This window comes from Aeromonas sp. 55A (assembly GCF_051919665.1).
In the GTDB taxonomy this organism is placed as follows: domain Bacteria; phylum Pseudomonadota; class Gammaproteobacteria; order Enterobacterales; family Aeromonadaceae; genus Aeromonas; species Aeromonas veronii.
Map to the genome: position 1 here is coordinate 1,941,412 of NZ_JBQBEH010000008.1, position 21,194 is coordinate 1,962,605.

A 21,194-nucleotide genomic window follows, 5' to 3' on the forward strand; every position below is an offset into this window, starting at 1 on the left:
TGCGGACAAGGAGAGCGTCATGTGGTTAGCCGCAATACAGCTGGTATCTGGCCGTCACTGGCAGGATAACCGGGAGCAGATCGCCGCCGAACTGGCGGCCTTGCCCAAAGAGCGGCCGCTGCTGGTGCTGCTGCCGGAGAACTTCGCCCTGTTTGGCGAACGGCAGGGTTATCTGGATGGGGCCGAGGCCATAGGTGAGGGCCCGATCCAGCAGCAACTGGCTGAATGGGCCCGCGATTATGGCATCTGGCTGGTGGCCGGGGCTATGCCGACAAAAATGCCGACCACCATCGCAGGTTCCGACCATATCCACACCAGCTCGCTGGTGTTTGACCCAAGCGGTGAGCTCAGGGGCCACTACCACAAGATCCACCTGTTCGACGTGGATGTGGCGGACAAGCACGGTCGCTACCGTGAGTCGGAGACCTTCAGCCCGGGGGAGGCGCCTGTGTTGGTGGACTCTCCCTTTGGTCCCCTCGGCCTCTCGATCTGTTATGATCTGCGCTTTCCCGAGCTCTACCGCCAGTTGGCCCGTGCTGGTGCCCGCGTGCTGCTGGTGCCTGCCGCCTTTACCGCCGTGACCGGCGAGGCGCACTGGGAGCCGTTGCTGCGGGCCCGCGCCATCGAAAACCAGTGCTACGTAGTCGCTGCCAATCAGGGCGGCACTCACGAGACGGGGCGCCAGACCTGGGGCCACAGCATGGTGGTCGACCCTTGGGGTCGGGTGCTGGCGAGCAAAGAGTCCAGGCGCGGCACAGTGCTGGCAAAGATGGAGCCCGGGCTTATCGATGAATTGAAACGCACCATGCCAGTGCTGAGGCATGCCCGGTTGCTGTGATCCCGGGGTGTTGATCGACGTAGGGTGCAACAAGCGAAGCGCATTGCACCTGTGCCGATCTTGGGGTTGGCGGCGCCATTCACGGCGCCCATTGCACCCTGCGAATACGAACTGAACACCGGGCCACACCGGATGAATTAACCGTTACGACATCTCACGTCGAGATTGGAGAAGAAGATTGAGTCTATTGAGCCAGGTTAGTGCCTCCCTGTTGGCCCCGAACGACCTCGACGAAGGGCGCCTGCAGCAGCTGCTCGGCAGCCTGATGAGCCATCAGGTGGAGTTCGGCGATCTCTATTTCCAGCGCAGCTGGCACGAGTCCTGGATGCTGGAAGATGGCATCGTCAAGGATGGCAGCTACAACATCGATCAGGGGGTCGGGGTGCGCGCCGTTAGCGGCGAGAAGACTGGCTTCGCCTACTCGGACGAGCTGAGCCTGCTGGCGCTGCAACAGTCGGTGACTGCCGCTCGCGGCATCGCCGCCGCAGGTGCTCACGGCAAGGTGAAGGCATGGGCCCGCACCGAAACGAACCTGCTCTATCCGGCCATGGATCCGCTGCAGACCCTCGACAAGCAGCAGAAGATCGCCCTGTTGGAGCAGATGGACAAGTTCGCCAGAAGTCTGGATCCCGCCATCAATCAGGTGATGGCCTCCATCAGCGGCGTCTATGAAGAGGTGTTGGTAGCTGCGACCGACGGTACCCTGGCTGCCGATATTCGCCCGCTGGTGCGGCTGTCAGTGACCGTCATCGCCGAGAAGGGCGATCGTCGCGAGCGCGGCAGTGCCGGTGGTGGTGGCCGTTTTGGTTACGACTGGTTCCTCGAACTGGACGGACTGGAAAGTCGGGCGTTTGGCTATGTGCGCGAAGCGGTGCGTCAGGCGCTGGTCAATCTCGACGCCATCGATGCGCCGGCCGGTACCATGCCGGTGGTGCTCGGCGCCGGCTGGCCCGGCGTGCTGCTGCACGAGGCGGTAGGTCATGGTCTGGAGGGGGATTTCAATCGCAAGGGATCTTCCGCATTTGCTGGTCGCATCGGCGAGCAGGTGGCCTCCAAGCACTGCACCATCGTCGATGATGGCACCCTGCCGGGTCGGCGCGGCTCCGTCTCCATTGATGACGAGGGGACACCGGGTGGCTACAACGTGCTGATCGAGAACGGTATCCTCAAGGGCTATCTGCAAGACAAGCAGAACGCCCGTCTGATGGGGGTACCACTCACCGGCAACGGCCGCCGCGAATCCTACGCCGCCATGCCGATGCCGCGCATGACCAACACCTATATGCTGGCGGGTCAGTACGATCCGGCCGAGATCATCGCCTCGGTGAAGAAGGGGATCTATGCCCCCAACTTCGGCGGCGGTCAGGTGGACATCACCTCCGGCAAGTTCGTCTTCTCCGCCTCCGAGGCCTACCTCATCGAGGATGGCAAGATCACCGCACCCATCAAGGGCGCAACCCTGATCGGCAACGGCCCCGAAGCGATGAGCCAGGTCTCCATGGTGGGCAGCGATCTTGCGCTGGATCGCGGGGTTGGCATCTGCGGCAAGGAGGGGCAGAGCGTGCCGGTCGGTGTCGGCCAGCCCACCCTCAAACTGGACCAGCTCACCGTGGGTGGTACTTCGTAGGTTTGGGTTAGCCGCGCAGCGGCGTAACCCGACGCATTCAAACCCCGGCTCTTGCCGGGGTTTTGCTATTCAGGGGATCGCAGACAACAAAAAGCCCCGGTCGTTGGACCGGGGCTGGCGGGCTATTCGGTATCAGTTGACGGATATGGCGCGGGCGTCGATGAAATAGCGAGCGTTACCCTGTTTGTCGATCTGGATTTTGGCAACCAGCTGCTCTTGATCTTTATATTCCCAGCGTTGCTCGATCTTGGCGAGGGATGGGCTCGCAATCCCAACCACGTTCAGGTACTCGTGAAACAGGCTATGGCTCCCTATTTCGGTCAGCATCTTGTCCATCTGCATACTCTCCTGAAGTTGAGTGGGTATTCATCAACAAACCTATCAGCGTCCATCTGAATAAAGTCTGTATGAAAAACAAACTAACTCATTTGTGTGTCAATAACATGATCAGGAACAAGATCAGTGCAGATCGTCAGGGACTTTTTGATACCGTTTTCAATCAGAGCCGGTGGGCTTTTGCGGCAACTGATCAAACGTGCCGGAAGCCTGCGGTAGCGCCGGTGCGGTTTGCACAGCCTGGCCGCCGTGGAAGACTGGATCCTGTGCCACTTCCTTGATGCCGTTGATGCAAAACTGCATACCCATGCAGACCAGCAGGAAGCCCATGATGCGGGTCATGGCATCGATGCCGGTGGCGCCCAGGATCTTGCAGACCGGATCCGCCAGCTTCAATACTCCCCAGCTGATCAGGCTCATCAGGGCAAACGCCGTTACCACACCGGCGTAGATGGTGAGGCGGTTGTACTCGTCAGGCAGCTCGGCAATCTGGGCTGCCCCGCTTATTACCAGCGCCATGGTACCTGGCCCACACATGCTGGGCATGGTGAGCGGTACGAAGGCAATGCTCTGGTTTATATCGACCCCGCTCTGCTGGCTGGGGGCGGGGAACAGCATGCGAAAGCCGATAAAGCCGATGATGAGGCCACCGGCCAGGCGCAAGCCCGGAATGGAGATCCCGAACAGATCCAGGATCGAGGATCCGATAAAGAAGGTGATGCAGAGGGTGCAGAACAGATAGATGGCGGCCAGATTGACCTGACGGCGCACGTGTTCGCGCGACATCCCCTTGCTCAGCCCCAGCAGCAGGGTGGCCGTGGTGGGCGGGTTGACCATGGGCAGCAGCGCCAGCAAGGTGAGTAATACGACCTGAAAGAGCATCTTGAGCCTCGGATAAAGAGTTGGACGTCATGGGGCGATGCGGGTGGCAGGCCCCAGAGGGAGGCATATCTTATGCTGGCGAAACTGAACATAAGCAGTACAAAAAAGCCCCGGCAGATACCGGGGCTTGTTGTTCGGGTCAGGCCGCTTGCGGCGCTTGCTGCTGCCGGATGGCCCGTTGCTGGAACCAGAGCCAGAGACCGATGGCGAAACCCAGCACCGACAGGCTCACCACATAGTGGGAGGGGGCCAGCATGTCGCTCTTCATCCAGAGGGTCACCGCCATCGGGGTGAGGCCACCGAAGATGGCGTAGGCCACATTGTAGGAGAACGACAGACCGGAGAAGCGCACCACCGGCGGGAAGGCGTTGACCATCACGTAAGGCACGGCGCCGACAATCCCGACCGCAAAGCCTGCCAGCATGTAGAGCGGTACCAGCTGGCTCGTACCGGCCGCCAGACCGTGATAGAAGGCGTAGCTGGAGCCCGCCAGCAGCAGGGAGCCGAACATGAAGGTGAGACCGCTGCCCAGCAGGTCGATCAGTCGGCCATAGACGATGCAGCCGAGGGTCAGGGCCACGATGGCCAGCGAGTTGGCGGTCAGGGCGTCAGCCGGGCTGATGCCATAGACCTTCTGCAGATAGGTGGGGGTCATCAGGATCACCACCACGATACCGGCGGAGAGCAGCCAGGTGAGCAGCATGGAGACCACCACGCTGCTCTTGTGGCTGCGCAGTACCGTCTTGAGGGGCAACTCGTCGGCCAGCGCCTTGTTGGCCTGCATTTCGGCGAAGACCGGGGTCTCGTGCAACCAGCGACGCAGGTACATGGCGACGATGCCGAAGATACCACCCAGCAGGAAGGGCACTCGCCAGCCCCACTCGCTCACTTCGGCCGGGGTCAGGCTCTTGTTGACCGCAGTGGCGATGAGGGAGCCAAGCAGGATGCCGGCCGTCAACCCCGCCGTGAGCGTGCCACAGGCGACCCCGACCCGACGGGCAGGGACGTGCTCGGCGACAAACACCCAGGCGCCGGGCACTTCACCGCCGATGGCGGCGCCTTGCAGGATCCGCAGTCCCAGCAGAGCGATGGGGGCGCCGATGCCGAGCACTGCATAGGTGGGCAACAGGCCGATCAACAGGGTCGGCAGCGCCATCATGATGATGCTGAGGGTGAACATCCGCTTGCGACCGATGAGATCGCCAAAGTGGGCCATGATGATGCCGCCAAGCGGGCGGGCCAGATAACCGGCGGCGAAGATGCCGAAGGTCTGGAACTGGCGCAGCCACTCGGGAATGTCGGCCGGGAAGAACAGCTCGCCGATGACCACGGCGAAGAAGACGAAGATGATGAAGTCGTAAAACTCCAGCGCGCCGCCGAGGGCAGCCAGACTCAGGGTTTTGTAATCCTGTCGATTGAGGGGGCGGGCGTGATCGTGCTGTTGTGTGGTCGTGGTCATATCCGTATGTTTCCCATCGGTTTTTTTAGTTATTGTCACCCCGTGCAAGGGGCATATACAGGTGATCGAGAGTATGCTGCCTGCCTCTTGTGTGTAAATCGCGCAATTCGCAACACTGTCTTGCATCTTTTTGGGGCAATCCGAATGCCCCGCTGGCGGAGGAATGATGGAAAAGAAACGGGTACTGCTCTCCTGGAGCAGCGGCAAGGATTGCGCATGGGCACTGCATCAGTTGCGGCAAGATCCCGCCATTGAAGTGGTGGGGCTGTTTACCACCCTCAATCAGGCATTCGAGCGGGTGGCGATGCACGGGGTGCGCAAGCAGCTGTTAACCGAGCAGGCCGCCTGCGTCGGGCTGCCTCTTATCACCATCGATCTGCCCTGGCCCTGCAGCAACGAGGATTACGCCCGCATCATGACCGGCTTTATCGCCGATGTGGTGGCACAGGGGATCCGCCATATGGCCTTTGGCGACTTGTTCCTAGAGGATGTGCGAGCCTACCGTGAAAAGCAGCTGGCAGGCACAGGCATCGAACCACTGTTCCCGCTCTGGGGCAGCAATACCCGTGAACTGGCGCCGCAGATGGTAGCCGCTGGGTTGAAGGCGCGGATCAGTGCTCTCGACCCGAACAAGCTGGATGCCAGCCTGGGTGGCCACGACTTTGACGAGGTGCTGCTGGCGGCGTTGCCGGCGGGGGTCGATCCGTGCGGCGAGAACGGCGAGTTTCACACCCTGGCCTATGATGGCCCCATGTTCTCTCGCCCGCTCGGCATTCGGGTCGGCGAGACAGTGCTGCGCGACGGCTTTGTCTTTACCGATCTGCTGCCAATCGAAGATTAATTATCGGGGGTCAAATGCTCCCTTTTGCAGGAGCATTCACAGATTTGAGAGGCGGGATGGGGGCACTATTGGCCCCCTCTTTTGATTCAAGATGACAACCTGCCTTATGAAACACATCTCTCGTCCGGCGCTGCTTGCCTCCTTGCTGGCTGCCGCCCTCTCTCTGCCTGCTGTGGCGGGTCAAGCCGCTACCGTTCAGCCGATCCCTGCCGGTGTCACCACCGTCACTCTGGCCCAGCAGGCGCCGATCCACTGGGTGTCGGTGGAGCAGATTGCCAAGAGTCTGGATGGATTGCCCCCGATGGCGGTCGGGTTTGATATCGACGATACCCTGCTCTTCTCCAGCCCGGGTTTTTATCGCGGCAAGCAGGAGTTCTCGCCCAACGACGATAGCTATCTGAAGAACCCCGCCTTCTGGGAGAAGATGAATAACGGCTGGGATGCGTTCAGCATGCCGAAAAAGGTGGGCAAGGCGCTCATCGCCATGCATCTCAAGCGCGGAGACCACATCTATTTCGTCACCGGCCGCTCGGCCACCAAGACCGAAACCGTGAGCCAGACCTTGCAGCAGACCATGAATATTCCGGCCGACCAGCTCAATCCGGTGATCTTCGCCGGTGATCAGCCGGGCCAGAACACCAAGGTGCAGTGGCTCAAGGATAAGCAGATGAAGCTGTTCTACGGCGACGCCGATGGGGATATCAAGGCGGCGCAGGAGGTCGGCATTCGCGGCATTCGTCTGCTGCGGGCCGCCAACTCCAGCTATCGGCCACTGCCGTTGGCAGGGGCGCTGGGGGAAGAGGTGACCATCAACTCCCAGTTCTGATCCGGAGCGGATCCATGCAACAAGGGCGGGGCCATTGGCACCCGCCCTTTTTGCATCCGGCATCCAGATCGGGTCACTCGTCTGCCCACGGCATTTCGGGCAGGCTGTCGAGGAACTCGCCGTAACGGGTCAGATTGAAGGGGCCCTGATCGGCCTCCATCGCCATCAGTTCGGCCCCGAGGGCGCAGGCGATATATTGCAGCGCCTCTTCTCGCGGGGTGCCCTTCATTACCAGCCGCATCAGGGTCGCCTTCACATGGGGCGGGTGACCGTCGTTGAGCTGGTTCTCCACCATCTCCAGCAGCGCGTCTTCATCAAAAAATTCCTGAGTGTCGTTCATGGGATATCCGCAACAGTGAATGTGGCGGCCAGTATAGCCTGAATGGGGCTAACACCTTGAACAGCCTGCGAATAAACAATCCGATGGGGAGGCCATTTGTTACCCATAATTAGGAGGAGTTTGCCAAGGCAAACAGGTTGGAACACAGATAACATGGATGGACACGCCTATGCCCACGATAGATTCCCTGCTGGCCGAGCCCAAGCTACTGCCCCAGATCCCGGAAGTGATGCGCGATTTGATCCAGACCTTCAATGAAAAGGATCCGGATCTGCTCAAGATCAGCAAGTTGATCAACAAGGACCCTGTCATCTCCGCCAAGTTGCTGCGCCTGGCCAACTCGGCCAAATTCGGCAGCAGTCGCCAGATCGGCACCGTCAATGAAGCCGCGGTGCGGCTTGGACTGGCGATGGTGCGCAACATGGTGCTGGCCTGCGGGCTCACCGAATCGGTCACTGCGGTGCCCGGCATTGACCTCAAACATTTCTGGGGCTGCGTCTTCAACGTGGCGGAGCTGGCGCGTCGTCTGGCGGTGAAGAAGGGGACGAAGGGAGATGAGGTCTTTACCTGCGCCCTGCTCTATGACCTTGGCCGACTGGTGATGCATGTGGGCCTGCCGGAAAACACCGTCCATCACATCCACGATCTGGAGTTGCACAAGGGGCGGGCCAAGGCGGAAGAGCTGGTGGTCGGCTTCAACTATGCCCAGGTCGGGGCGGCCATGGCACGCTACTGGAAGTTCCCCGAGACCATCAGCAATGCGGTGGAGTATCACTACAACCCCATGCTGGCCAAGGAGTTCTCCGCCGAGGCCGGGTTGATCCATCTGGCGATCGTACTGGCAGCACAATCCGATGTGGGGGAAGAGGCGCCACCCGAGTGGCCCCACAAGGTGGCAGACGCGCTGGAGCTGAGCTGGGCCGATTGCGCCGCCCAGTTCACTGCACTGCGCGAGCAGGGTAATGGCTATGCCGGGTTGCTGGCTGCCTGAGCCCGTTTATCCCATCTCATCAGGGGCCAACATGGCCCCTTTTTCATGGCCGATGGCGCCACAGGCTTGCCAGCCCGGGAGTGACGGGGCACTCTTTGCCCTTCACTTTCCGTTTGAGAGCCCTTGCCATGATTGCCTCCTCCCGCCTGATCCTGCGCGAAATGATCGCCACCGACGCCCCCTTCATCCTTGAGCTGCTCAATGACGGCGACTTTTATCGCTACATCGGCGATCGGGGCATTCGCACCCTCGAACAGGCGCAGGAGTATATCCAGCAGGGGCCGGCAGTCAGCTATGCCCGCTATGGTCACGGACTCTATCTGGTGGAGCGCAAGGAGGACGGTGCCAGCCTCGGTATCTGCGGTTTGATCAAGCGCGATACCCTGGAGCAGGTCGATATCGGTTACGCCTTCCTGCCGCAATATCGCGGTCAGGGCTACGCCATTGAAGCGGCGCAGGCCGCCCTTGCCGATGGCAAAAGCCGGTTGGGGATCGGGCAGGTAGTTGCCATCGTCACTCCGGGCAACGAGCGATCCATCGGCCTGCTGGCCAAGCTGGGGCTGGTGCGCAGTCGACTGGTCAAGTTGAGCGAAGATGCCGATGAGTGCCTGCTGCTGGAGCAGTGATCAAGGTCAGAGAGCTGAAAAGCGAATGGCGAGGTAGCTGTCAGGTTGAGTGACAAGCAAGAGCCCGGGTCTGGCGAAAGGCGTGAGAGAAGCAAAGAGGCCGCCGTGAGTTGCGGCCTGTCTGCATCGGGCGCTGCCGGAGGGCAGGCAGGATCAGTTGAGGTCTTCGATGGAGAACTCGCCAGCGATACCATCACAGGAGATGGCGAAACCGCCGCTGAAGCGGGTGCTGAACTGGATCAGAAACGCATCATTGTCGTGCTCTTGCACAGGCAGGTTGATGGGCTTGCTGCGACGCAGGGGCTTGTGTGTTTGTACTGCTTTCATCATGGTATTTCTCTATATAAATTAGGTGTTTGCTCCTTGTATTGGCAAATGTCAGGTCAATGGGCGCGGTCGATTGGGTGAACGACAAGCGCGCAGGAATACCCAGCCCGGTTAAGGGGCGTCTGCACTTTCAAGGAATATGCTGATGCATAAATCAAATTGGGTGGGCAGATCGGGTCTGCACCGTGAGAGCCGGGCAACGCAGGCAGACAGCCTGACGGTTCTCAAGGCGAGTAAATCAGAAGAAGGTTATGCGGGTACTGGCAGGATTCATCGTGAGGTGAAACATTGCAGGGTAAACATAAACAGGGCTGATTAACTAGCCGACGCGCATTCTCTCCTCGAAATGAATAAAAAGCAAACAATAATTTGCCGATGTTGAAGTCAGTACGCTTTTCCTCTGTGTAATCAAGGTGCTATCAGCAGCAAATATCCGCAGCTATCCGCCATAAAAAGAGGGCTCCCGACGGGAGCCCTCTCTCATTCTGCAATCAGCACAGTGGGCCGACTCAGTAGTCGCCACAGGCCTTCTTGGCAGCCGTGATCATCGGGGTGATGGTCATGCCTTGCACCACGATGGAGAACATCACCACCGAGTAGGTCATCACCAGGATGACCTGACGCAGGTCGACGCCATGTTCCGGGATCATCATGACGCCGGAGGGGAGTGCCAGTGCCATCGCCATCGCCAGACCACCGCGCAGGCCACCCCAGGTGAGGATCCGCACCGAGAAGGTGTTGTAATTGCGGAATCGGCGGAAAGCCACATAGGGCAGCGACACGCTGATAAAGCGGGCACCCAGGCAGAGCGGGACCGCAATGACCAGCAGGATCCAGTCACGCCAGGCGAGATCCAGCAGTACCAGCGCCAGACCGATCAGCAGGAACAGCAGAGCGTTGAGGAACTGGTCCATCAACTCCCAGAAGTGATCCAGGTGATGGCTGCTCTGCTCGGAGAAGCCGGAGTGACGGGTCCAGTTGCCGATCATGATGCCGGTGACCACCATGGCCAGTGCGCCGGAGACGCCGATCATGTTGGCAAAGGCGAAGCCGGCGGTCGGGATGCAGAGGGTCAGCAGCAGCTCCAATGAACCGTCGTCGGTGGCGCTGATCATCACGTGGGCGATGAGGCCCAGCACGGCGCCGAACAGGATGCCGCCGAGGGCTTCGTGCAGGAACAGACCGGCCACGCTACCGAAGGTGGGCTCGACACCGCCAAAGGCGACGGCAAACACGGTGGCGAAGATGACGAGGCCAACACCGTCGTTGAACAGGGATTCCCCTTCGATCTGGATGGCGATCTGGGGTGGCGCTTTCATCTTCTTGACGATGGCCAGTACGGCAATCGGGTCAGTGGGGGAGATCAGCGCGCCGAACAGCATGCAGTAGACCAGCGGCAACTCCCAGCCCAGCAGCTTGGCGATAAACCAGAAGCCGTAGCCGATGAGGAAGGTGGAGAGCAGGGTGGCAATGATGGCCAGAATGGTGATCTCCCACTTCTGGCTACGCAGCGCCTTGAGGTTGATGCCAAGGCCACCGGCGAACAGCAGGAAGCCCAGAATCCCCTTCAGCAGGAAGTTCTGGAAGTCGATGCTCTCCATGGTCTTGACGGCAAGAGGTTCCAGGTTGAACCAGCCCAGTTTGCCAAACAGCACCAGCAGTGCGGAGATCAGCATGGAGCCCGCAGTAATGGCGATGGTGGTCTGGATCTTCACAACATACTGGTTGGCAAAGGCGATAAAAATCGCCAACGCTGCCAGAAAACAGAGTGTGTAGTAGACGCTCATAGTTATTTTTTTCTCGTTGGTAGACAGCAAGCACGTATCCCTATGCAGGACGGGCATAGGTTACTCTCGGGCCCTATGTTACTCATTACCCATAAATGAGTATATGGTGGCGCATTTGGACTGATAGACGGCTAGATTTCCATTTTATTTGTTTGCTGTTAGGATGCTGTTTACGCAGTTGCATGGATGTAAGAGGAACACGCGGTGTCGAACGTAATGTCGAGCAGAGAGCCGAGCAAGCAGTCGGACGTAACAAAGAAGCTGGAAGCCTGCCTCAGGGAGCGGATCCTGATCATCGACGGGGCCATGGGCACCATGATCCAGGGCTACAAGCTGGGGGAAGCGGATTATCGGGGTGAGCGGTTTGCCGACTGGCATACCGACATCAAGGGCAACAACGATCTGCTGGTGCTGACCCGTCCGGCGGTGATCCGCGAGATCCACGAGCAGTATTGCGCTGCCGGGGCCGACATTCTCGAGACCAACACCTTCAACGCCACTCGCATCGCCATGGCCGATTACGAGATGGAAGAGTTTTCCGCCGAGATCAACCGTGAAGCCGCCCGTCTGGCCCGTGCCGTGGCCGACGAGTGGACGGCAAAAGATCCCGCCAAGCCGCGCTTCGTGGCTGGGGTGTTGGGCCCCACCAACCGCACCGCCTCCATCTCGCCGGATGTGAACGATCCCGGCAAGCGCAACGTCACCTATGACCAGCTGGTGGCCGCCTACACCGAATCGACCCACGCCCTGATCGAGGGCGGCGCTGACATCATTCTGATCGAGACCATCTTCGATACCCTCAACGCCAAGGCTGCCGCCTTCGCGGTGGAAGGGGTGTTCGAGGCGCTGGGCTACAGCCTGCCGGTGATGATCTCCGGCACCATTACCGATGCCTCAGGCCGAACCCTCTCCGGCCAGACCACCGAAGCCTTCTACCACTCGCTGCGCCACGTAAAACCGGTGTCGTTCGGCCTCAACTGTGCATTGGGGCCCGATGAGCTGCGCCAGTATGTGGAGGAGTTGTCTCGCATCAGCGAATCCTGCGTCAGCGCCCACCCCAACGCCGGTCTGCCCAATGCGTTCGGCGAGTACGACCTCGATGCCGTCGAGATGGCAGAGCATATCCGCGAGTGGGCCCAGAGCGGCTTCCTCAACCTGGTCGGCGGTTGCTGCGGCACCACCCCGACCCATATTCGCGCCATGGCGGACGCCGTGGCGGGTATCAAGCCGCGCGTGCTGCCCGAGCTGCCTGTGGCCTGCCGCCTGTCGGGCCTCGAGCCGCTGATCATCACCCCTGAATCCATGTTCGTGAACGTGGGGGAGCGCACCAACGTTACCGGTTCGGCCAAGTTCAAGCGGCTGATCAAGGAGGGGCTCTACGACGAGGCGCTCGATGTTGCCAAGCAGCAGGTGGAGAACGGCGCCCAGATCATCGATATCAACATGGACGAGGGGATGCTGGACGCCGAAGCGGCCATGGTGCGCTTCCTCAACCTCATCGCCGGTGAGCCGGATATCGCCCGGGTGCCTGTGATGATCGACTCCTCCAAGTGGGAGGTGCTGGAGGCGGGCCTCAAGTGCGTGCAGGGCAAGCCGGTGGTCAATTCCATCTCCATGAAAGAGGGGGAGGAGAAGTTTATCCAGCAGGCCAGATTGCTGCGCCGCTACGGTGCCGCCGTCATCGTGATGGCGTTCGATGAGGTGGGGCAGGCCGACACCCGCGCCCGCAAGTTCGAGATCTGCCAGCGTGCCTACCGGATCCTGGTGGATCAGGTCGGTTTTCCGCCGGAAGACATCATCTTCGACCCCAATATCTTCGCGGTGGCGACCGGCATCGACGAGCACAACAACTACGCGGTGGACTTCATCGAGGCGGTGAAGGACATCAAGACGCACCTGCCCCACGCCATGATCTCCGGCGGCGTCTCCAACGTCTCGTTTTCGTTTCGCGGCAACGAGCCGGTGCGCGAAGCCATTCACGCCGTCTTCCTCTACCACGCCATCAGGAACGGTATGGACATGGGGATCGTCAACGCCGGCCAGCTCGCCATCTATGAAGACATTCCGGCGGAGCTGAAAGAGAAGGTCGAGGCGGTGGTGCTCAACCTAAATGACAACGCTACCGAAGAGCTGCTGGCCATCGCTGAGAAGTATCGCGGTGCCGGTGCCCAGGCTGAGGATCCGCGGGATCAGGAGTGGCGCAGCTGGCCGGTGGGCAAGCGGCTGGAGCACGCGCTGGTCAAGGGGATCACCGACTTTATCGAAGAGGATACCGAAGAGGCACGCGCTGGTGCCGAGAAGCCGCTGCACGTCATCGAAGGGCCGCTGATGGATGGCATGAACGTGGTGGGCGACCTGTTCGGAGCGGGCAAGATGTTCCTGCCGCAGGTGGTGAAATCGGCGCGGGTGATGAAGCGGGCAGTGGCCTATCTGCAGCCCTATATCGAGGCGGAAAAGTCGGGCGGCTCCAGCAACGGCAAAATCGTGCTGGCCACCGTGAAGGGGGACGTGCACGACATCGGCAAGAACATCGTCGGGGTGGTGCTGCAGTGCAACAACTTCGAGATTGTCGACCTCGGGGTCATGGTCTCCTGCGAGACCATTCTCAAGACTGCGCGGGAGGTCGGCGCTGATATCATCGGGTTGTCGGGTCTCATCACCCCGTCGCTGGACGAGATGGTGCACGTGGCCAAGGAGATGGAGCGTCAGGGCTTCAAGCTGCCGCTGCTGATCGGCGGTGCCACCACCTCCAAGGCCCACACTGCGGTGAAGATCGAGCAGAACTACTCGGAGCCTGTGGTCTATGTCTCCAATGCCTCCCGCGCGGTGGGGGTGGCCCAGAGCCTGCTCAGCCCGGATCTGAAGGAGGCATTTGTCGCCCGTATCGACAAGGAGTACGAGATCGCCCGGGATCAGCATGCCCGCAAGCAGCCGCGCTCCCGCCCGGTCAGTCTGGCCCATGCTCGCGCCAACCGACACCAGCTGGATTGGGTTGGCTACCAGCCCCCCAAGCCCCGCGAGCTCGGGGTGCAGAAGTTCGAAGATGTGGCCATTTCGGTGCTGCGCCCCTACATCGACTGGACGCCGTTCTTCCTCAGCTGGGAGCTGGCGGGCAAGTATCCGCGCATCCTCGAGGACGAGATCATTGGCGAGGAGGCGACCAAGCTGTTTGCCGACGCCAACGCCATGCTGGATCAACTGGAAAAGGATCAGAGTGTGCGCTGCGCCGGGGTGATCGGCCTGTTCCCAGCCAACGCGGTAGGGGACAGCATCGAGGTCTACAGCGACGAGTCGCGCACCGAGGTCATCAAGGTGCTGCATCACCTGCGCCAGCAGAGCGAGAAGCAGGGCTTCCCCAACTACTGTCTGGCGGACTATGTGGCGCCGAAAGAGAGCGGCAAGCCCGACTGGATCGGCGCCTTCGCGGTGACCGGCGGTATCGGTGAGGAGGCCATCGCCAAGGCCTACAAGGCGCAGCACGATGACTACAACGCCATCCTTATTCAGGCGGTGTGCGACCGTCTGGCCGAAGCCTTTGCCGAGTATCTGCACGAGCAGGTGCGCAAGGTTCATTGGGGTTATGCTCCCGACGAGGCCCTCAGCAACGAGGAGCTGATCCGCGAAAACTATCAGGGCATCCGCCCGGCCCCCGGTTATCCGGCCTGCCCGGAGCACACCGAGAAGGGGAGCATCTGGGAGCTGCTGCAGGTGGAGCAGGCCATCGGCATGCAGCTCACCGAATCCTACGCCATGTGGCCGGGGGCGGCGGTGTCGGGCTGGTACTTCTCCCATCCCGAGAGCAAATACTTCGCGGTGGCGCAGATCCAGCAAGATCAGGTGGAAGATTACGCCGTTCGCAAGGGGATGACGCTGGCCGAGGCCGAGCGCTGGTTGGGGCCAAACTTGAACTGATTTCCGCGTGACATCGGTTGATCTTTAACGAGAAACGGCGGCATCCTTGCTCGGGTTGAACAACCTGCACAGAGCCGCCGTTTAACCTGTTGGCCACAGTGATGTGGTAGCGTGCGGTTTGGTGTGGTTTGTCTTGTTGTCAGGATAAACAATTGGCGTTGTCTTGGCGCTGTGGCACCTTATACTCTCCCGCCCCATCCTGCCCAGGCACAGCCTTCTAGCGGAATTGTCATGAAGATCGCCATTTTATCCCGTGAGCCGAAAAACTACTCCACCCGCCGTCTGGTCGAGGTGGCACAGGCGCGCGGTCATCAGGTAGAGGTGCTCGACACCCTGCGCTGCTATATGAACATCGCTTCCCACAACCCCTCCATTCACTACGAGGGTGGGGAGCTGGGAAGCTATGACGCCGTGATCCCCCGGATCGGGGCCAGCATTACCGCCTACGGCACCGCCGTGCTGCGCCAGTTCGAGATGATGAACACCATGGCCCTCAACAGCTCGGTGGCCATCAGCCGTTCCCGCGACAAGCTGCGGGCGATGCAGCTGCTCTCCCGCCACGGCATCGGCCTGCCCATCACCGGCTATGCCCACAGCACCCACGACGTACCCGACCTCATCACCATGGTGGGCGGGGCGCCGCTGGTGGTGAAGCTGCTGGAGGGAACCCAGGGGATAGGCGTGGTGCTCTGCGAGACTCAGAAGGCCGCCGAGAGCGTGATCGAGGCTTTCATCCAGACCAACAACAACATTCTGGTGCAGGAGTATATCCGCGAGGCCAACGGCGCCGACATCCGCTGTCTGGTGGTCAACGGCAAGGTGGTGGCGGCGATGCGCCGTCAGGCCCAGCCCGGCGAGTTTCGCTCCAACCTGCATCGTGGCGGCACCGCCGAGGCGATCAGGATCACTCCGGAAGAGCGCGCAACCGCCGTACAGGCCGCCAAGATCATGGGGCTGGATGTGGCGGGGGTGGATATCCTGCGTAGCGCCCGTGGCCCGCTGGTGCTGGAGGTCAACTCCTCCCCCGGCCTGCAAGGGGTGGAAGCCGCCTCCGGCAAGGATGTCGCCGGCAAGATCATCGAGTTCCTCGAACTCAAGGCGAGCCGCAAGAACAAACCGGCGGAGTGAGCCTCAGGCTTGCATCTGTCAGATAGCAACAGGGCGCCCTCGGGCGCCTTGTTGCTATCTGGCTGGTGGGTTGGCGGTAGCACTGCGCCCTCACCCTAACCCTCTCCCAAAGGGAGAGGGAACTGTTCGGCAGTGATCATCGCCAGCCGGGCGCTAAATACGCCATCCTCGAGCCGGGTGTCGATCTGCCAACCGAGTTTCTCGCAGATGCGCTGGATGATGGTGAGGCCACAGCCGTAGCCGAGGATCTGATCCGGCGCCGCCGCCGTCGGGTTGCTGATGGTGAGCACCGGGCCACACAGCTCGATGTCGATGTGTCCCTCGGCATAGCTCAGGGCATTTTTCAGCAGGTTGCCGAGGGCGATGGCGAGCAGGGAGAGAGGGGCGTTTACTTCGCTGCTCTCGTCCAGATTAAGCCGGATATCGAGCGCCTCCCGCTGCAACAGTGGGGCTAGGCGGGCCAGCTCCTGACGGATCAGCGGGGTGACCTGTTGCAGCGGTCGCTCCACAGCCTCCTTGCGGCCCAGTAGCAGGAATGTCTCGGTGAGCAGCGCCATCTCGTCGGCGGCGGCGCGGATGCGGGGGGTGGCGCGGGCCGCTGGCGCGGGCAGATCCGTCACCTTGCCAAGCAGGGCGGCCGAGCCCTGGATCACCATGTTGGGGGTGCGTAGCTCGTGGCTGGCGAAGCGGCTGAACTCCTGCTCGCGGGCGAACACTGCGCTCACCTCCTGCTTGCCAGCCAGCAGCGCCAGCTCGATATCCCGCAGCTCCTGCCAGGGGGCGTCGGGTTCGAAATCCGCCTGATCCGGGGTGAGGTGGGCGACCCTCTGTTGCAGCCGTTGCAGCGGCCCCGTGATATGGCGCACCAGCCAGATGCCGAAGCCGAGGCAGCCCAGCAGCAGGGTCACCCCGATCAGCCGGGTCGCCAGATGCAGCTTGTCTTCGTAGGGGTCGAGGTAGTCGTCAGCGTCGTCGTTGAACACCAGATAGAGCAGTCCCTCGCCGGAGGGGTGACGGGCCACCAGAAAGTGTTTGTCCTCCTTGCCCAGCTGGTGCTCGAAAAAGCCGGGGGTCTGGTAGGGCTTCAGCCATTTCGGCAGGCGGCCCGCCTCGGTCCAGTAGCTGGAGAACTGTCTGGGGCTCGGAGCCGCCGCAGCCGGGCCGAGTCGCAGCCAGTCATCGCTGTAGCGGGTTACTTCGGCTTCCAGCCAGTGGCGCAGGCTCAGCTCCTCCATCTTGTCCTCGGCCACCAGCATCAAGCCGGAGAGCAGGATCAGCAGCACCACCCCGGCGCCGCCGAGAGCCATGATCAGGCGGCGGCGCAGGCTCGGCAGGCTCATGCGCTCACCAGTCGATAGCCCTGACCGTGCAGGGTCTCCAGCATGGGAGTGGGGAAGGGCTTGTCCAGCGCGTTGCGCAGGGCGTAGATATGGCTGCGCAAGGCATCGGAGTCGGGCTCCTCATCCCCCCAGACGGTGTCGAGCACCTCCTGACGGCTGACGATGGCGGGGGCGCGGCGGGCCAGCAGGGCGAGGATCCGGAACGGGATCTTGCCGAGCTTGAGGGGCTCACCGGCACGGGTGGCGCGGCCGCTGGCGACATCGACCGTCAGATCGCCAAAGCTGATGGCCCCCACATCGCCGCGCGGGCCACGCAGGCTGAGGGCTTGCAGTCGCACCTCCAGCTCCTCCATGGCGAACGGCTTGACCAGATAGTCATCCCCTCCAGCCTTGAAGCCCGCCAGCTTGTCTTCCAGGCTGTCGCGGGCGGTGAGAAACAGCACGGGAGTGGCAATCCCCTGCTCGCGCAGGCGCGCCACCGTGCTGAGGCCATCGAGGCGCGGCATCATCACATCCATGATGATGACGTCAAAACGCTGCTCCTCCAGCAGTTGCAGCGCCGCCTGACCGTGATAGGCACAATCAAGGCGGTGACCGGCCAGCTCCAGATAATCCATGATGGTTTCCGCCACCTGAGGATTGTCTTCCACTACCAAAATCTTCATGCTTTGCTCTCCTGGTTGGCGAGCGTTTCACGCTCTTTTCACACCGGATTCGGCATCCTGTTTGCCAGTGTAACCCCGAGGATCCCTGATGAAGAAGTCTCTCTGCGCCCTCCTGCTGCTGATTTTGTTGCCACTTGGCACCGCACAGGCGACCGAATTCAAACTGACCGGCCGCACCACCTGGCAGCTTGGCCAGTTGATGGTCAACGGCATGCCGTTCGTGATCGACGACCAGACCCGCTTCAAGGATTGGCTCAACGAGGATGATCTCGGCGGTACCTGGGTCGAGATGAAGGGGGTGGTGGAGAACGGCGTGCGCTATGTGCGCAAGGTCGAAGCCCTCGACGAAGATGACAAGGACGAGATGGATCTGGAGGGGCCAGTCGAAGGGGGGCGGATCTGGGGCTACACCACTTCGGATAACAGTCTGGCGCCGTTTGAAGGGCGCTGGCTGGAACTGGAGTGCAAGTTTGACGGCATGCGCCTGAGCCGCTGCCGCGAGGATGACTGATCCGATCTCTGCGTTCCGATTAGAAATGCTCCCGAATGAAGCCCATGCTTGTCCAGCATGGGCTTTTTGTTCAGGGACGAACGAAGATGGAACAATCGAGAAAGTGGTGTGCATGGATGCTGGGAATGCCGCTCTGGGCGGCGCAGGCGGGAGCCGACGAATTGTGGCTGGTGGAGCTGGAGCACAGCGACGGCATCCGCCTGCAATTTCAGGGGGCCGAGGTGGAACAGGGCAGTGCCGCCATCTGGCGGCAGGGGGAGATTTGGCCGCAGCCACTCAAGCCCGGCGACCAGCTCGCCCTGCTGGTGGCCGATGGCGTTGCCACCCGGATTGAGCTGCTGGCCGCCAGAGCCCCGCTGGCCAATCTGCCCTGGCAGCGGGCGCAAGATCGCCTGCAATCCTTCGATGATCGGCAGCTCACGCTGGCAACCCTGGGCACTGTGCCACTCAATCCGCAGGTGCGCTGGGTCAACGGTTCGGCCGCCGATCTGCATGCCGGGAGCGAGCTGGTATTGATCCGTTCGGCGGATGGAATATTGCAGGGAATTGAAGTGATCAATCCGGAAGAGTAATTCAGCATCTTCTTATTTAATATAGCTTCACCATATTGTGGCAGCCATTAAATAATGGCTGCCACAATATTTATGATTTACTCCTCAATAAAGTCATCGCTCTAATTATTTTCCTGTATCACTATTATTTTGTTTGTCATGGATGTTTTTTGGTGGTTTATTTTATTTGTGTCAGGTTTTGTCGGAGTCCATACCTGTCAAATGAAAAAGGATATTTCTACACAATAACAATTATCGTATGTCTGAAAGAGGGATAAATGATGAATAGAATAATTACCGCCAATCTGGCGTTTTTTGCGTCTTCATTGATGCTCGCTCAGGTGCAGGCGGCTGAACCTGTCTACCCTGATCAGGTCAAGTGGGCGGGCCTTGGCACGGGCGTCTGTGCCAGTGGTTACCGTCCTCTGACCCGTGATGAAGCCATGAGTATCAAGGGTAATCTGGTCAGCCGCATGGGGCAGTGGCAGATCACCGGGCTGGCTGATCGCTGGGTGATTATGGGGCCAGGATATAATGGCGAAATCAAACAGGGCACTGCCGGAGAAACCTGGTGCTATCCCAATTCACCGGTTTCCGGAGAAATACCAACACTCTCTGACTGGAATATTCCGGCGGGTGATGAGGTCGATGTGCAATGGCGGCTTGTCCACGACAATGATTATTTTATCAAGCCAGTCAGTTATCTCGCCCATTATTTGGGATACGCCTGGGTGGGTGGAAATCATAGCCCCTATGTCGGGGAAGATATGGATGTTACCCGGGTTGGCGATGGCTGGCTGATAAAGGGAAATAATGACGGCGGCTGCTCCGGATATCGTTGCGGGGAGAAGAGCTCTATCAAGGTAAGCAACTTCTCATATACCCTGGAACCCGACTCCTTCAGCCATGGTCAGGTCACCGAGAGCGGCAAGCAGCTGGTCAAGACCATCACGGCCAATGCGACCAACTACACGGATCTGCCCCAGCAGGTGGTGGTGACCCTGAAGTACGACAAGGCCACCAACTGGTCGAAAACCGATACCTACAGCCTGAGCGAGAAGGTGACCACCAAGAACAAGTTTCAGTGGCCGTTGGTAGGTGAAACCGAACTGGCCATCGAGATCGCGGCGAGCCAGAGCTGGGCTTCCCAACACGGGGGCTCGACCACCGAGACTGTCTCGGTTGAAGCGCGCCCCACGGTACCGCCTCACTCCAGCCTGCCGGTGCGGGTTGCCCTCTACAAGTCCAACATCTCCTACCCCTACGAGTTCAAAGCCGAGGTCAATTATGACCTGACCATGAAGGGCTTCCTGCGTTGGGGCGGCAATGCCTGGTATACCCATCCTGAGAATCGCCCCACCTGGGAGCACACCTTTGCCGTCGGCCCGTTCCGCGACAAGGCCAGCAGCATCCGTTACCAGTGGGACAAGCGCTATATCCCGGGTGAAGTGAAGTGGTGGGACTGGAACTGGACCATCAGCGAGTATGGCTTGTCGACCATGCAGAGCAATCTTGGTCGCGTGCTGCGCCCGATCCGCTCGGCAGTGACCGGTGATTTCTATGCCGAGAGCCAGTTTGCCGGTGACATCGAGATTGGTCAGCCCCAGACCCGTTCAGCGGCCTCTGCCCAGTTGCGTAACGCCTCTGCTGAAGGTGTGGCTCTGACCGGTGTGGATCTGGACAGCGAGGCCCTTGCCAACGAAGGGTTTGGCAATGTATCCCTGACCATAGTTCCGGTTCAATAACCTCCCTCGCAGGCCCCTTTCATAGGGGCCTGTTTCTGCTCTGCGCAAGACGATGCACTTGCCCAGCGCCCCTCGATTTTCCCTCTTTTTCTCCTCTTGTCCCTGCATGATTACAACAGGAAGCTATGGCTTGCCAAGGTGATGCCAACGCAGGTTTGACCTGTACTTGGGGTGGCCCCGTGAGCGAGGCATCGTTCACTCATTTGTTGAAAGAGGCGTGTTGGCCAGATTGTTAACGGCTTGTGCTTTAAATTTTCCCCCTTATACTGGCGCCATCTTGTCGGAGTGCTGACCGTCGAACGACGCGAAGCTGAGACCGTTAATTCGGGATCCGTGGAACCTGATCAGGTTAAAACCTGCGAAGGGAACAAGGGTAACTTGCGGGTTACCGCGCCGGAGGAGGAACAAGCCTCTTCCGCTCATCGAAGGGATCACCCTTGATGGGTCAGGGCGCACAGGAGG

At 60.4% G+C, this 21,194-nt stretch carries 19 protein-coding genes and 1 riboswitch; of the genes, 11 read left to right on the forward strand and 8 right to left on the reverse strand.

The window, feature by feature from the left end:
- Positions 1-19: 19 nt before the first annotated feature.
- Both ACTG2G_RS13040 and tldD read left to right on the forward strand, forming a co-directional pair.
- Positions 20-838: a carbon-nitrogen hydrolase family protein gene (locus ACTG2G_RS13040; RefSeq protein WP_429204681.1), complete on the forward strand. Its 819-nt coding sequence runs from the start codon at positions 20-22 to the stop codon at positions 836-838.
- 178 nt (positions 839-1,016) lie between these two features.
- Complete coding sequence (tldD, locus tag ACTG2G_RS13045; protein WP_421386560.1) at positions 1,017-2,465, forward strand: metalloprotease TldD; 1,449 nt, start codon at positions 1,017-1,019, stop codon at positions 2,463-2,465.
- A 132-nt stretch (positions 2,466-2,597) separates the two neighbouring features.
- Here the strand turns inward: tldD and ACTG2G_RS13050 are convergent, their stop codons facing one another.
- From ACTG2G_RS13050 to ACTG2G_RS13060, 3 genes are all read right to left on the reverse strand, one after another.
- A complete protein-coding gene (locus tag ACTG2G_RS13050; RefSeq protein ID WP_005340062.1) occupies positions 2,598-2,801 on the reverse strand; it encodes a hypothetical protein in 204 nt (67 codons plus the stop codon).
- A gap of 159 nt (positions 2,802-2,960) precedes the next feature.
- Positions 2,961-3,683, reverse strand: a complete 723-nt coding sequence (locus ACTG2G_RS13055; RefSeq protein ID WP_421386561.1) for a MarC family NAAT transporter — start codon at positions 3,681-3,683, stop codon at positions 2,961-2,963.
- 139 nt (positions 3,684-3,822) lie between these two features.
- Positions 3,823-5,142, reverse strand: coding sequence for an MFS transporter (locus ACTG2G_RS13060; protein WP_236294147.1), 1,320 nt, complete (start codon positions 5,140-5,142; stop codon positions 3,823-3,825).
- 166 nt (positions 5,143-5,308) lie between these two features.
- On the opposite strand from ACTG2G_RS13060, the gene ACTG2G_RS13065 reads away from it, so the two are divergent.
- Positions 5,309-5,983 carry an adenine nucleotide alpha hydrolase gene (locus ACTG2G_RS13065; protein WP_194494937.1) on the forward strand — a complete coding sequence of 225 codons (675 nt, stop codon included), beginning with the start codon at positions 5,309-5,311 and terminating at the stop codon, positions 5,981-5,983.
- Between the two features lie 106 nt (positions 5,984-6,089).
- On the forward strand, positions 6,090-6,809 hold the full coding sequence (aphA, locus tag ACTG2G_RS13070) for an acid phosphatase AphA (RefSeq protein WP_439985510.1): 720 nt from the start codon (positions 6,090-6,092) through the stop codon (positions 6,807-6,809).
- A gap of 73 nt (positions 6,810-6,882) precedes the next feature.
- On the opposite strand, the gene ACTG2G_RS13075 is transcribed toward aphA, so the two are convergent.
- The gene (locus ACTG2G_RS13075) at positions 6,883-7,149 is read right to left on the reverse strand and encodes a hypothetical protein (protein WP_005340078.1); all 267 of its coding nucleotides are present in this window, start codon (positions 7,147-7,149) and stop codon (positions 6,883-6,885) included.
- A gap of 169 nt (positions 7,150-7,318) precedes the next feature.
- Between ACTG2G_RS13075 and ACTG2G_RS13080 the strand changes: the two genes are divergently transcribed.
- Both ACTG2G_RS13080 and ACTG2G_RS13085 read left to right on the forward strand, forming a co-directional pair.
- On the forward strand, positions 7,319-8,140 hold the full coding sequence (locus ACTG2G_RS13080; RefSeq protein WP_439985511.1) for an HDOD domain-containing protein: 822 nt from the start codon (positions 7,319-7,321) through the stop codon (positions 8,138-8,140).
- A 128-nt stretch (positions 8,141-8,268) separates the two neighbouring features.
- The gene (locus ACTG2G_RS13085) at positions 8,269-8,766 is read left to right on the forward strand and encodes a GNAT family N-acetyltransferase (protein WP_069529746.1); all 498 of its coding nucleotides are present in this window, start codon (positions 8,269-8,271) and stop codon (positions 8,764-8,766) included.
- A gap of 153 nt (positions 8,767-8,919) precedes the next feature.
- Here ACTG2G_RS13085 and ACTG2G_RS13090 read toward each other — a convergent pair whose 3' ends face one another.
- A complete protein-coding gene (locus ACTG2G_RS13090; RefSeq protein WP_005340085.1) occupies positions 8,920-9,096 on the reverse strand; it encodes a hypothetical protein in 177 nt (58 codons plus the stop codon).
- Positions 9,097-9,602: 506 nt separating this feature from the next.
- A complete protein-coding gene (locus ACTG2G_RS13095) occupies positions 9,603-10,880 on the reverse strand; it encodes a cation:proton antiporter (protein ID WP_021231596.1) in 1,278 nt (425 codons plus the stop codon).
- A 216-nt stretch (positions 10,881-11,096) separates the two neighbouring features.
- On the opposite strand from ACTG2G_RS13095, the gene metH reads away from it, so the two are divergent.
- Both metH and rimK read left to right on the forward strand, forming a co-directional pair.
- Positions 11,097-14,792: a methionine synthase gene (metH, locus tag ACTG2G_RS13100; RefSeq protein WP_439985897.1), complete on the forward strand. Its 3,696-nt coding sequence runs from the start codon at positions 11,097-11,099 to the stop codon at positions 14,790-14,792.
- Between the two features lie 231 nt (positions 14,793-15,023).
- Positions 15,024-15,920: a 30S ribosomal protein S6--L-glutamate ligase gene (gene rimK / locus ACTG2G_RS13105; protein WP_270657089.1), complete on the forward strand. Its 897-nt coding sequence runs from the start codon at positions 15,024-15,026 to the stop codon at positions 15,918-15,920.
- A 95-nt stretch (positions 15,921-16,015) separates the two neighbouring features.
- On the opposite strand, the gene ACTG2G_RS13110 is transcribed toward rimK, so the two are convergent.
- The gene (locus ACTG2G_RS13110; protein ID WP_439985512.1) at positions 16,016-17,260 is read right to left on the reverse strand and encodes a sensor histidine kinase; all 1,245 of its coding nucleotides are present in this window, start codon (positions 17,258-17,260) and stop codon (positions 16,016-16,018) included.
- Positions 17,257-17,925, reverse strand: coding sequence for a response regulator transcription factor (locus ACTG2G_RS13115; RefSeq protein WP_005340090.1), 669 nt, complete (start codon positions 17,923-17,925; stop codon positions 17,257-17,259). The genes ACTG2G_RS13110 and ACTG2G_RS13115 overlap by 4 nt, the downstream gene beginning before the upstream one ends.
- An 88-nt stretch (positions 17,926-18,013) precedes the next feature.
- Between ACTG2G_RS13115 and ACTG2G_RS13120 the strand changes: the two genes are divergently transcribed.
- The 3 genes from ACTG2G_RS13120 (at position 18,014) to aerA (ending at position 20,732) form a co-directional block, all read left to right on the forward strand.
- Entirely contained in the window at positions 18,014-18,436 is a 423-nt protein-coding gene (locus tag ACTG2G_RS13120) for a hypothetical protein (protein WP_005340092.1), read from the forward strand.
- 86 nt (positions 18,437-18,522) lie between these two features.
- Complete coding sequence (locus ACTG2G_RS13125) at positions 18,523-19,008, forward strand: hypothetical protein (protein ID WP_376897352.1); 486 nt, start codon at positions 18,523-18,525, stop codon at positions 19,006-19,008.
- A gap of 260 nt (positions 19,009-19,268) precedes the next feature.
- Entirely contained in the window at positions 19,269-20,732 is a 1,464-nt protein-coding gene (gene aerA / locus ACTG2G_RS13130) for an aerolysin AerA (protein WP_439985898.1), read from the forward strand.
- Positions 20,733-21,003: 271 nt separating this feature from the next.
- Positions 21,004-21,116, forward strand: a riboswitch (TPP riboswitch).
- Positions 21,117-21,194 lie beyond the last annotated feature (78 nt).

Bases quoted from the DNA above. Each gene is read 5' to 3' on its own strand.
- ACTG2G_RS13040 (WP_429204681.1), top strand. From the start codon at position 20: ATGTGGTTAGCCGCAATACAGCTGGTATCTGGCCGTCACTGGCAGGAT.
- ACTG2G_RS13050 (WP_005340062.1), bottom strand. From the start codon at position 2,801: ATGGACAAGATGCTGACCGAAATAGGGAGCCATAGCCTGTTTCACGAG.
- ACTG2G_RS13055 (WP_421386561.1), bottom strand. From the start codon at position 3,683: ATGCTCTTTCAGGTCGTATTACTCACCTTGCTGGCGCTGCTGCCCATG.
- ACTG2G_RS13060 (WP_236294147.1), bottom strand. From the start codon at position 5,142: ATGACCACGACCACACAACAGCACGATCACGCCCGCCCCCTCAATCGA.
- ACTG2G_RS13065 (WP_194494937.1), top strand. From the start codon at position 5,309: ATGGAAAAGAAACGGGTACTGCTCTCCTGGAGCAGCGGCAAGGATTGC.
- aphA (WP_439985510.1), top strand. From the start codon at position 6,090: ATGAAACACATCTCTCGTCCGGCGCTGCTTGCCTCCTTGCTGGCTGCC.
- ACTG2G_RS13075 (WP_005340078.1), bottom strand. From the start codon at position 7,149: ATGAACGACACTCAGGAATTTTTTGATGAAGACGCGCTGCTGGAGATG.
- ACTG2G_RS13080 (WP_439985511.1), top strand. From the start codon at position 7,319: ATGCCCACGATAGATTCCCTGCTGGCCGAGCCCAAGCTACTGCCCCAG.
- ACTG2G_RS13085 (WP_069529746.1), top strand. From the start codon at position 8,269: ATGATTGCCTCCTCCCGCCTGATCCTGCGCGAAATGATCGCCACCGAC.
- ACTG2G_RS13090 (WP_005340085.1), bottom strand. From the start codon at position 9,096: ATGATGAAAGCAGTACAAACACACAAGCCCCTGCGTCGCAGCAAGCCC.
- ACTG2G_RS13095 (WP_021231596.1), bottom strand. From the start codon at position 10,880: ATGAGCGTCTACTACACACTCTGTTTTCTGGCAGCGTTGGCGATTTTT.
- metH (WP_439985897.1), top strand. From the start codon at position 11,097: ATGTCGAGCAGAGAGCCGAGCAAGCAGTCGGACGTAACAAAGAAGCTG.
- rimK (WP_270657089.1), top strand. From the start codon at position 15,024: ATGAAGATCGCCATTTTATCCCGTGAGCCGAAAAACTACTCCACCCGC.
- ACTG2G_RS13110 (WP_439985512.1), bottom strand. From the start codon at position 17,260: ATGAGCCTGCCGAGCCTGCGCCGCCGCCTGATCATGGCTCTCGGCGGC.
- ACTG2G_RS13115 (WP_005340090.1), bottom strand. From the start codon at position 17,925: ATGAAGATTTTGGTAGTGGAAGACAATCCTCAGGTGGCGGAAACCATC.
- ACTG2G_RS13120 (WP_005340092.1), top strand. From the start codon at position 18,014: ATGAAGAAGTCTCTCTGCGCCCTCCTGCTGCTGATTTTGTTGCCACTT.
- ACTG2G_RS13125 (WP_376897352.1), top strand. From the start codon at position 18,523: ATGGAACAATCGAGAAAGTGGTGTGCATGGATGCTGGGAATGCCGCTC.
- aerA (WP_439985898.1), top strand. From the start codon at position 19,269: ATGAATAGAATAATTACCGCCAATCTGGCGTTTTTTGCGTCTTCATTG.